The 12,168-nt window shown below is 36.8% G+C and carries 8 protein-coding genes; 3 read left to right on the top strand and 5 right to left on the bottom strand.

The genetic code is table 11. The features are described from left to right. Together L1D11_RS20090 and L1D11_RS20085 are read left to right on the top strand one after the other, a co-directional pair. Nucleotides 1-215 (top strand): transposase domain-containing protein (locus tag L1D11_RS20090; protein WP_239833600.1); only part of this gene is annotated, 215 nt, incomplete at its 5' end. A gap of 592 nt (nucleotides 216-807) precedes the next feature. Continuing rightward, nucleotides 808-1,395 (top strand): peptide permease, encoded by a 588-nt coding sequence (locus L1D11_RS20085; RefSeq protein ID WP_239833120.1) that lies wholly within the window; start codon nucleotides 808-810, stop codon nucleotides 1,393-1,395. 53 nt (nucleotides 1,396-1,448) lie between these two features. Here L1D11_RS20085 and L1D11_RS20080 read toward each other — a convergent pair whose 3' ends face one another. Together L1D11_RS20080 and L1D11_RS20075 are read right to left on the bottom strand one after the other, a co-directional pair. Then, nucleotides 1,449-2,645: a HAMP domain-containing sensor histidine kinase gene (locus L1D11_RS20080; RefSeq protein ID WP_239833119.1), complete on the bottom strand. Its 1,197-nt coding sequence runs from the start codon at nucleotides 2,643-2,645 to the stop codon at nucleotides 1,449-1,451. Further along, nucleotides 2,642-3,331: a response regulator transcription factor gene (locus L1D11_RS20075; protein WP_239833118.1), complete on the bottom strand. Its 690-nt coding sequence runs from the start codon at nucleotides 3,329-3,331 to the stop codon at nucleotides 2,642-2,644. The genes L1D11_RS20080 and L1D11_RS20075 overlap by 4 nt, the downstream gene beginning before the upstream one ends. A 195-nt stretch (nucleotides 3,332-3,526) precedes the next feature. On the opposite strand from L1D11_RS20075, the gene L1D11_RS20070 reads away from it, so the two are divergent. Further along, nucleotides 3,527-5,059: a PAS domain-containing methyl-accepting chemotaxis protein gene (locus L1D11_RS20070; protein ID WP_239833117.1), complete on the top strand. Its 1,533-nt coding sequence runs from the start codon at nucleotides 3,527-3,529 to the stop codon at nucleotides 5,057-5,059. 580 nt (nucleotides 5,060-5,639) lie between these two features. Here the strand turns inward: L1D11_RS20070 and L1D11_RS20065 are convergent. The 3 genes from L1D11_RS20065 to L1D11_RS22790 are packed head-to-tail and all read right to left on the bottom strand — an operon-like array spanning nucleotide 5,640 to nucleotide 12,149. Then, entirely contained in the window at nucleotides 5,640-7,577 is a 1,938-nt protein-coding gene (locus L1D11_RS20065; RefSeq protein WP_239862702.1) for a GGDEF domain-containing protein, read from the bottom strand. Next, the gene (locus tag L1D11_RS20060; RefSeq protein WP_239834819.1) at nucleotides 7,574-9,577 is read right to left on the bottom strand and encodes an EAL domain-containing protein; all 2,004 of its coding nucleotides are present in this window, start codon (nucleotides 9,575-9,577) and stop codon (nucleotides 7,574-7,576) included. Before L1D11_RS20060 ends, L1D11_RS20065 begins: the two co-directional genes overlap by 4 nt. Next, nucleotides 9,570-12,149, bottom strand: a complete 2,580-nt coding sequence (locus L1D11_RS22790; protein WP_239862700.1) for an EAL domain-containing protein — start codon at nucleotides 12,147-12,149, stop codon at nucleotides 9,570-9,572. Before L1D11_RS22790 ends, L1D11_RS20060 begins: the two co-directional genes overlap by 8 nt. Between the last annotated feature and the right edge of the window lie 19 nt (nucleotides 12,150-12,168).

The following is a 12,168-nucleotide window of genomic DNA, read 5'->3' as shown; positions in this document are numbered from 1 at the left end:
AACGCGCCATTAAACCGCTGGTCATTGGAAGAAAAAATTGGCTCTTCTCAAATACACCAAATGGTGCTGATGCGAGCGCGATGCTTTACAGCATCGTCGAGACAGCGAAAGCCAACGGCCTTATCCTCTACGACTACATAGTCAAGTGCATGAAAGAGCTCGCGAAAGCTGAGCCTGATATCGATGCGCTCCTACCTTGGAACTTCAAACATTAACAACACCGCCCCGTGGGTTCATGGGGCGCATACACCAGAGGCATACAATTCAACTTGTTGGCTGACTGAGTGGTACAAACCTAAGTGAATAGATAGGTCAGACAACGTCGTAGAAGAACGAGTAGTCGCAGAAGAGTCAAAACCTAAGAAGAAAGTATCGTTTAAGGCATAGTTTCCACCGAAATAACCACCGTAAAGCTGCTTACTCCCTGAATTATTGTAGGCTCCATCAAAATAATCTTGAAAGCCATCATCACTGACTCGTCAAGTCTAATTACCCCGTATAAAGATAATTAGAGCCTTTTGACGCTAAGCAGGAGAAGCTCGTTAAGCTCAAAACAATGGCGGTAACAATAAGGGGACGCATGCTGGTAACTCTGTTATTAACGTGGGATATGGGAAGTGTAACTTAATCGTAATTGAACGGTGTTTTATTTTGTTTCAAATGTTTACAATATATATGTTCCAACTTCCCTCTTATGCAAATCCACACTACCAGTGTATACATTCCGCTCCCTTACATTTGCTTAAAGAACTTAAAAGTACCGCAATATAGGATCGGATAGAGTAATTAATCAACAATGGTAACGAAATGCTTAGAAGACTATTCACTACATTTACAATAATGCTTAGCTGTAGCAGTGCCAATGCTGCTTTTTTCGAAAAAGAACTTTATACGCCTTTAGCTGAAGCTTATTCTTCTGATAAATCGATAGACAAATTCTTCTCATTGACATGCAACCCGTGTTGGAACATGTCGACACTGTTCGAAAAGAATAGCCGACTAAAAGAGCTAGAAATCAACCGTATTCATGCAGTTTTTGATGATCTGACTGAAACTTCGGCAAGGCTCTACTATACAGCTAAAGTTCAAGTCGACCCGGTTCCGCATGCTTTGCTTTACGAACTATTTGCAATCGTACAATCAACTGATGACCTAAAACTTTCGGATGCTGATTTATTATTTTCTAATTTTAAATTGCTCAATACACAGCAGTTGTCAGAAGATCAGCTCGTTGAAGCCGAATCAATGATCCACGACTCTATAAATCTAACAGAGACGGTCCGAATCTCGGCAATTCCTGCATTTATCGTCAATGGCAAATACAGCGTAAATTTGTCGAATCATCGCTCTATTGATCAGTTTATTGACACACTTAACCGTCTAAAAGACGCATAACGTATCGAGTTATTAGGAGGAAGTACACTTCCTACTAATATGGTAACATAAGACTATTCTCTACGAATCACGAGTGTGACTTTTCCTCCAACATTATTGTTTGAAAGCAAAACAACCCCATCTAAAACCTTCGTCAGCTCAGATATCAGTATTAATCCAATACCATATCCTTGCTGTGATTTAATTTCCCCTAGCGTCCCCGCATTGAACGCCCTAACGATTTTCTCTTCTATGCCACAACCATCATCACAAAAACGTAGCACGTCATGTTTAGGGTAACGAGCTAAAGAGACCTTGATTTGTGATTTTGCATGCTTCAACGCATTCGAGATAATGTTGAGAAATACAATTCTTACGATAGCGCTATCTGTTTGTACAAACGTGTCACATCCATATGTTGTCAACGTTTGATGTGAACCAAGAACATTGTTGAACGATGATAGAATAGTTTGCAGGTTAACTTGTCTTTTAACTGCTTGGATATCTCCGTTCATCAATTTAAACAAATACAAACTGCTCTCACATAAGGTGTTCAAACTATCAACTTGAGTTGCCAATTTCTTTGTCAGATACTGATTATCACCTTGTTCATAAAGGAGCATATCACTAGTCAGTTGAATTGAAGCTAGCGGAGTGCGAATGTCGTGTGGCAAAGATGCATAGATAACTTTTTGTTTGTTTATCAAGCTACTCAGCGATTCTGCCATGGTATGCTGGCTATCAATTACGTTACGAATGGGGTCAGGACCTGTTCTACAAGCGCGACTCGAAAAGTTTCCTTTCATATACTCATTTGATAATCGCTGCATTTCTTTCAAGCCATTCGACCAAGACCGCAGTAATATCAAGAGAACGAATAATGTGCATGTAACCTGTAATAAATCATCAAGTAAACCCAGCCACCTAAGTCGCTTAACATGTGCGTCATCCTGATATGCTTTACTGTTAAATGAACCGAGAATAAAACGGTCAGTATCATAACGTTTTACAATTGTATAAATGTCGCCTTTCGATTGGATTTTGTCAGTATCTGAAACTACATCACACTGAAATCGCCATACATTATCTGCACTTCTTTGTAGGCTCTGATCATGTTCAAGAAAACCTTCAATAACCATTTCAACACGTTTAAGGTTGAGTTCCCGCTCTGCATCTTTTTTCATAGGAAGAATAAGGCCAAAAGACAATACCGAACTAATTAAATAGCCTATAACAACGGATGCAACGATTTGAGATAAAAAAGCATTCATAACTTGCTCACTGGATGCGCTAAATAAAACCCTTTCGCTCTTCGATTTTTAATTAGCTGCACCTCGGGTAAGTAACGAAATAACTTTTTACGTAATGAAGAAATACGCATATAAATGGAGCGGTCTTCGACATGGTAACTAAACCCATGAATCTTTTCGAAAATATCACTAACCATCATAGGCATATTTGCATCGATTAAGACCTCGACCAGTTCGTATTCTGAAGGAATCAAATTTACAACAATGTCGTTATAAATAAGAGCTGAATCTTGTTCGCGCAAGTAGAAGTTGTTTGAATCACAAGAGGTAGTTATTTTTTTGTCAACCACACTCAGTTGACGCTTAATACGCTCAACTAACACATTACTACGAATAGGCTTCGAAACGTAATCGTGCGCCCCTAATACAAGAGAATTCGTTTCACATAGTTCACTATCATTGGCTGTCATCATGATAGTCGCAGAAGGTATATTTTTTCGTTTTACTTCGCTTAGGATTTCCAAACCAGATTGCCCGGGAAGTTGTATATCTAATAAAATCAACCTAGGCTTTTTTGATTCAATGTGTTCTATCGCTCCTTCTCCCGTCGCTAAAGAATCAACGTTAAACCCCTCAACAATTGACAGTAAGTAACTGAGCATTTCTCTCAACTCGTTATCGTCTTCAATAATTAATATGTCTAACATTTAACAGCCTCTTTTTATGCTTACTAAACAACTGATAGCATACCTTAAACTAGCTTAGGATTCTTTAAGTCAATGTAAGCTACCCTGAAAATTATGCTTCGCCGTTACTTCATTACTCTTTAACTCGATTACTATCGATACGAGTACAAGCGATGTAATCTGACGTGAATAATAATTTGACGGGGGTCATGTCAATTGAGCAAAGAAATAACTTTTCCTGCTAGTTTTAACTTGCTATCAACAACAGATTTACATAGCTATATTACTTATGCCAGTGATAATTTCTGTACCGTTGCTGGTTTTAGTTATGAAGAACTAGAGGGGCAACCACATAACTTGGTTCGTCATCAGGATATGCCAAAAGCTGCATTTAAGGATATGTGGTCACATTTGCAATCCGGAAAATCTTGGATGGGGCTCGTAAAGAATAGAACTAAAAACGGCGATTACTATTGGGTGGATGCATATGCAACCCCAATAAAATTGAATGGAAAAACTGTAGAGTACCAATCTGTTCGTCTAATTGCAGATCAGGAGAATGTTTGCAGAGCTAACAACATATACAAACGCCTAAATAATGGAGAAAAAATAAAAAGATTATCACTACCAAAACTAAAGCTTTGGCAAAAAATAACGCTATCGAATGCTCCTTTATTCTTGGCTCTGGCCTGCGCAACACCGGTGAATTATAGTTTAGCTTTTGGACTATTTACGCTATCTATGACATCGACTTTTACCTTAACAAGGCGACTCGATAAGTTAACAAAAAACGCACAGAAGATTTATGACAACCCTTTAGCACAGTTAATATATACCGGTAGTCTAGATGACGTTAGCCAAATTGAACTGGCACTGAAAATGCGAAAGTCAGAGTTAAACGCCGTAGTAGGAAGGATCCAAGCCTCCAATACAGATACACTCAATACTGCGAAAGACAATATGACTGCTGCAAATATTACATTGACTAATATTAGTGAGCAAAACGATCAATTATCACAAACCGCAACCGCGATCACTGAAATGGGCAGTGCGATTTCAGAAATTGCTGAGAACGCGTCTAGCACATCGAGGAATGCGGAGACTTCTATAGAGTCAGTAGACAAGTGTAAAAAAGCGGTCAACGAAACAGCACGACACATATCACGAGTCTCTGATGAGTTGACTCAAACATCGAGTTCTATTATCAAGCTAGTCGAAAAGCTCGATAGCATAGACGAAGTCGTGGACTTGATATGTAAAGTTTCAGAACAAACAAAACTGTTAGCGCTAAATGCTGCAATTGAAGCTGCTCGCGCAGGAGAACATGGTAAAGGGTTTGCGGTGGTAGCAGACGAAGTGAGAACTCTTTCACAGCAAAGCCAAAATGCAACCTTAAAAATCACCACTCTGACATCTGAAATTCAAAGTCAAACCCGTAAAGCCGCAATGTTAATAGATGACGCTATTGATGCATCTAGCTCATGTATCGAGGCTTCTGATGAGACGGAGAGAGAGCTTACTGATGCATTGCTAAACGTGAACAACATATCTGACAGAAGCGTTCAAATTGCAACCGCTATTGAAGAGATGACGTCTGTTAGTCACGAAATGAACCAGTCGATACAACAGATATATGACAAATCGGTAGAAAATCAGCGTGCTGCCGAATCTAGTACCAAGTCAAGTGACCAACTGACTCAATATCTAGAAGATCAACAAAACTTAGTGGCCCAGTTTAGGCAAGTTTAATATAGCCAACAAAGCTCAATACAAGTTTTTTAACCCTAGTATTTCACAAGAATAATCACCATGCCAGTAGGTAGAGAATCCTGACTCATTGGCATGGTGACCTTTTCCTAATAAATAACACCTCCCCCCCCCCCCAAAAAAAAATTAGGCTTCGTTCTCAAATTCAAGTTCAATATCCATAATAGGTTCGGAAACCTAAATTTGTTGGCAAGCAAAAATAAAAATTTGATAGACTCAGGCCAGATAGTACCCCAATCGGTGCGGAATACCGCATTCAACGAGACTGGGCCTAATTCCAGGTGTCTACGTAAGTAAGCATCGTTATACTTCGGAACAGATAACCAAATACGTCGCTACAAAACTCCCTTGACTATTTGAGCAATGTAAAACTTATTAATGCAATACTCCCCAAATGGGTCAGAAAGACCCGGGGGTTTAAATGGGCTTCTTACTCTCCCCAAAGCACTAATTACAAAGAAAAAGAAACATGAAGCAGTACGATTGTAGGACAGTAGTCAGATGAATTGCTTCGCTTCGCAGCCTCCTCTAAGCAGTGTTAAAACAACACTAACTATCAATCTTAGTCATTTTGAAACTTGCTTTTCTTATCTTGATACATGCGCTTATCCACCACTGCAAGCGCTTGCCCCAAAGATAGCTTATCCATGTCAACAATCAAGCAACCTAGTGAAGTCTCAATATTCATTTGTATCCCATCAAGGTTGACCTGGAAACATTTTAACTGAGTAACAATACCACTCAAGCCTGGAGTAACTTTATCACATATCAGAATAAACTCATCGCCGCCGATTCGGTATACGTTTCCCGGCCACATTGAAGAGATAATTTGCGCATATCTCGCGAGTATACGATCTCCGGCCTCATGACCATAATTATCATTAATGTACTTAAATTCATCTATATCAACATAAAGTAAGACGGAGTTTTTCGGGAGGCGATTTTTGACTTTACGATAGAGTGCTCTCCTATTACCTAGATTTGTTAACTGGTCAGTAACTGACTCTTTATATAGCGCAATAATGATTATAAACATAACAACGCCAGCTATAGCGATAATTACCGAGCCAATGATCACAAGATTCTGAACCTCGACCATAGATGTTCGCCAGTTCTTTCTATAATCATAGCGACCAATTAACTTTTGGAAATCAAAGATTTGCAATGCTTCAGAGAAAAGTTTTGCATAGACTTCACCTTGTTTATTATTTTGAAAAGCAGCAGCGATGCCATATTCGATTGGAAGTTTGAATTTTCTCATGACCTCTATGGGTAGTTTATAATCTGATTCAAACATCAATTTATGAAAATTCGCCGACCCTATAGGCATAATATCAATATGTCCCTCCACTAATGCTTTAGTTAAATCATCTTGATTTTCGTAAATATATAAAGACTTACCTACTAGTAAATCTTCTAACAGCTGTTGAAAATAGTCTCCCTTAATCACACCGATACGTTCAGAGGCTACTTCAGAAAAACTTAGTTCACGATCACTGTTCGAAATCTCACTAACAAAATATACATCGGGGTAATAATAAATTTCACTAAAGTTAAAGTGTGCTTGTCGCTCATGTGATACGGCCATCGATGAAATCATGTCAATCTCGTGTTTCTTAAGACTGGAATAGATGCTCTCCCAAGGTTCATCAATGTCGTTCGTAAATCTACACTCAAAACCAAGTAAATCGCAGGCTCTCTCTATCGCAACCCGACTCAAGCTTGAATCTCTTACCATCCCATCTTTGTACAGATCCTCCGACTTATAGTTTATAACCGGAGCTGAGCTGAGTCCATGCAGACTAACAGAACTCCTCAAGGCCGATATGCGAAGTGTGTTTTCCCTGTCCTCAACAAAGCGTAATGATCTAGATAAATATTGATTTTGATCAATAGCTTTATTTAATAAAGAAATGTAATCGCTATGCTTTCCTTTTAGAGATGCAAAACCAGCAGGTGGAATAAACCATGATTTGAGAAGTCTTTGTGCGTAAAAACCTTTAGATAGTAGCTCTTCAAGTTCATTGAGGCTGCCAAGAACAGCTATGTTTTTTTTACTTCTCAAAATCGAAGAAACTTTCTCGGAATGACCATAAGTACTGATCTTTAATTTTGCGTCTGCTCGTCTTAAAAAATCTGGATATGCACTTCCCTCTTTGACAACAAACTCGTCCACATGACTGTTAATAATGGGGGTATTACTAAATACAAAAGAGTAATCCACTGAAAATGGAAGGGTAAAATCGAGAAATTTATCGCGCTCTGCAGTAAAATTTATGTTTGATATAAAATCTATTTCATTCAATTTTAACGCTTTAATTGTAGATTCATAACTATTAAACCTCAAAAACTCGAACCTTATTCCAGTATCCATCGATAATTGTTTTAGAGTTTCATCTACTACAATATCATCACCAGCAACACCAATTTTCAACGTATTAGAATATGTAAAAGGAACCCAAAGCGTAACGAACAAAATAACAACTAACCTAATCATCATTTATATACCTCACGTTTCCTACCTAAGTTAAAAATATTTACAAATGATGTTAAGTCCATAGGTTTATATAAATAGTAACCTTGGACTAAACAAGGGCCTAAATCCTTAATTAGGTTCAATTGACTTCGGTTTTCAACCCCTTCAACGACAGTAATAGCACCTAATGCCTTAACCATGTGGATGGTAAGGGTAAATATTTCTTGTCCGATACTTGAGTCAACATTTTTAGTCAATATTCTATCGATTTTAACCTTATCAAACTTATACTTAGAGAGGTAACCTAATGAAGAGTAGCCAGAACCAAAATCATCTAAAGCTATAGATACACCTAAATCCCTAAGTTCTGATATTTGTAGAACTGTGCGAGATTCATTATTTATTAGGACATCTTCCGTTATTTCTAACGTAATTTTTCTATAATCAAAGTTATTCTTATTTACAATATCAACAAACTCTTTCTTAAAGTTTCCAGATAAAAATGTTGAAGGTGAAACATTGATTGAAATGTTTTCTATTTCCGCCTTGCTACTCTTTTGTAAAGAGTTAACATCCGACAATGCTCGATTGATTACCCATAAATCTAGATCAACGATCATACCAGTAAGGTGAAAATCGGAGATAAATGTTGGTGGCGTTATCACACCTTCTATTGATTTATGACGAATTAATGCTTCTGCAGAAACAACTTGTCTTGAGTTGTTGTCTAAGATAGGCTGATAAAACAGCTCAAAACTCCCCGTAGACTGAAGTTTTTCGATTCTACGCTGAGCTGAAATGTTTTTATTTATCTGCCCGACTACGTCACTCACACCGACTGATTGACGACTATCTTCGTAGTCAAAAAATTTGTCATTAGTTACCTTCGAACTAGCATTCAGAGTTAGTCTACTGATTCTCCTAAAAAAGGGATAATAAATTAACATTCCAATTACTAGGTTTAACAGTTGAACCAACATTTCACTAGATGCCCACCCGTTGACAATATAAGTATTGTAAAATACTGGCATCATCCAAGAGTAACTCTCGTAGACTGGCTCAATAACCCCGAACTCTAACAAGTAATATGACAATGACAGTTCAACAACAGGTGCTAGCATAAACGGTATCATCATTAAGGGATTAAGCATTATAGGAACACCAAAAATAACAAGTTCATTGATGTTAAATATGCTTAATACCAATGAAATTGCTCCCACAGTTCGGTAACGTTCATTAGCACTTAAAATCATACATATGACCAAGCTCAGGGTGCTTCCTGCTCCTCCTATTGATGAATATTGATCAATGAAGCTTGTAAGAATTACAGAGCCATCAGGCGCATACGACTCATAAGTACCGATAAAATTACCACCATTAACGCCAAAAAACCAAAACATGTTTTTGAGCATTATGTAAGTAACAAGTCTCAAGTACTCCGGCACTTCCCAAGATTGCTCTTCAAAAAATTCTGATGATAAATCATATATCGCACTAAATAATACATATACAGTATAAAAACCAATAACAAAAGTTGTGATAATACAAATAGTCCAGATCACTAAATTCATTGTTTGCTCAATTGCTAATGGTAGGTTCGAACGAAAAAACAAGTCCATATCATTTATTTTACGCAATGTTTTAGCAATAAATATAGGAATAACTATTGATATAAACACTGCTGATGACATAAATGTTTGCATAAGGTTAATTTGATTCTTGTCAACCATCAGCAAATCAGAAAGTATAAACATAACTGAAATTGAAGGTGTAATTAAAAGAGCTCTAGAAATTTTATACTTATTGCATAGAAAGAGTGAAAAATACACACATAATAGAACTGGATATAAGTCTTGAACCGTTCGATATGCCAAAAAAAAATTCGATGAAATACTGTGATTACCGGTTATGGAAAATGCATGTGATAATAGAGCAAAACAACCTGATATAATAGGAATGGGAATCAATGTGACCATGACATTACAGATACCTAACAACAGATTACTCTCTAATTTTTTACTCATATTTATACCAAAAATTTTTGTAGATATCGTAAAACTCAATTTTATTCATTGGCTTACCGTAATACCACCCTTGCCCAAAGTCGGCATTCAGTTCGCGAGCAATTGCCAAATCATCTTTATCTTCAATACCTTCTAAACACACAGTGCTTTCCTTGCTTTTTATATAATTGACAATTTCTTTTATATGATTATATCCACCTTCGTTTTTTCTAAGTATTTCCAAAATGCTTCTATCAATTTTAACCGTGTCAAAGTGTATTTTATCTAGTACTAGCAACGACGAATTCCCTGTAGAAAAATCGTCGAGTGAGAATTTTATGCTAGATATTTCCCTCACCTCAAGTATAAATTTTTGAACGAGGTCAAAGCACTCTCTAGTCAATGTTTCTGTTATCTCAAACTCAAGATTATCTAAATCATTGTTAATTGAGATCAGAGCTAATACTTTCTCTCTAAAATCATCACTCGCAATACTTGTTGAACTAACATTGACCGAAAAGTTTACATCAAACATTGATTTTTCATAGATATAATCAATCGTTTTCTTAATCATGATATAATCAAGATTATGAATCTTTTTCTTCGACTCTAATATTGAAACAAATATATCAGGTGAAATAGTCTGATTATTAACGCTTAACCTCGCTAGTACCTCGACACCATACATCTCACTGCTATCTAACTTGATTTTAGGCTGAAAATAACAATCAAATCCTTCATTATTCAGAGATTCATTGATTGAATTTTCTACTAACCTAGTATCCATATAGCTCTTAGCTATTTGGGAGTACTCGTAATGGCAATAATTTTTGTTTTTTTCAGCACTGTTTACCAGCATCGCAGAGCTTGATAATTTAATATCAGAGCAGCAGTCCCCTGTCGTTTCTTTTATACCCACATCTATAATTAGGTTATACTTTGAAATTTGACGAGAAACTTCATCTATACACTGATAAATCAACATATCATCATGACAGTCGACAAAAATAATAATGGCATCATCTAGGTACCTAAAGGCTTTATAGTTAATACACTTAAAAGGGGCAAGTTGCTTTATAAGTAGAGCTAAACTATCGTTACGATGCCTAGATAAGTCATTTACATCATCATAATTATTATTCACTCTTATAAATAAAATATGGCTATGATTCTTATTTCTATAAAATAGATTGATCATTCTCTTATTGTATAATCCATTGATACCGTCGGAGAAATAACTTTTTATTCGGTACGCACAAAGAGTCAAAATCAACACTAACGATATGATATATGTCATGTGCAACTTTTGCCGTTCGACTAATTTACCCTGTGTCGTCTCCTCAATCATATATGTATTAGCCACATCTTCTCTATCAATAAACCCTGTACTTTTAGCGGTAGCAATCAAGTCTGATATAGAGTCATGAACGACTTTTGAGTCTTTCATATTTTTAGGTATTGCAAACACAACAGACTCATAACCAACCAGTTGATTTTTATATTGTTCATAGCCGAGGTTAGCCATAGCTAAATGACCATCTAAATCACTAGCTATAAATCCATTAACCTCTCCGTTTTCAAAACCCTCAATCAAATCATTCGAGCACTTATAAGATATCGTCTCTCTACCATATTGATATGCTACCCGCTCGTTTCGTTGCAACACACCGACACGACCTATTTGCTCACTGTCTTCTAATGTAAACAGACTCTGCTTTAACAAGCCTATGCTCTCAGTCACATAGAAATCCTGTAATAGATCTTCTGAATAAATTGTAAGACGTGATAATTTATTACTTCCTAGCTCGCACTCTTCATCGTCACACTCTCTGGGTTTTATTTTAAAAAGACCCATTTTATTCGATAAATATTGATATTTTGAAAGCACAGAGACATCATTATCATCGTGACTAAAAAAGGGTTTAACATCCACATCAACAATTAAATCCACTTCGATTAAGTTACTATTTTTTATTTCCTCTTTTAGATATATGTCTCCGACGTCCGATAGTGCCGCGTTAAAAGGGTCTAATAAAAAACCAGCATATTCTTTTATAATTCCGACATGTATTGATTTATTAGACGTAATGGGTGCCTTATGTGGGTATAGTTTTAATAAACTTGTGTTGCCCGCTACAAATATTGGTTTGCTATAAAGGTCCGATATGCTTTCTACGTAGGAAACGTTATTGCGAAGGCCAATTGAATGTAAGTAGCTCTGCGCGTCCTCTCCCCACGTTGAGCCTTTCAACGCATATACTTCATCACCTCTTTGAAAACCTTCTTCAAAGTCTAACTTGCTATATATAAAAACAGTTTCATAATGAATAGGGTTAGTGAATGAGAAAGTATCTTCTCGCTGTTCATTTGGGGATAAATCGAATACCGCATGAACTGCACCTCTTTGTGCTAAGTCTAAAAGTTCACTTAATGGTGCTTTTAGTAACTCTATTCGTATTCTTGGTGGTAAATATTTCGCTAAGCTATCCAAATACTTTTCGTAAACTCGCTTTTCACCTGTATCACTCACAAGCTTATCGGAAGCGCTACCTGTGATTACCCCCACTCGTAAGGTCTTTAAGTCTTCATACACAGTCGGAGTTTCATTGAAA

This window comes from Vibrio sp. Isolate32 (genome assembly GCF_022397955.1).
Taxonomy (GTDB): Bacteria; Pseudomonadota; Gammaproteobacteria; order Enterobacterales; family Vibrionaceae; genus Vibrio.
This window is presented reverse-complemented; position numbering and strand designations above follow the sequence as displayed.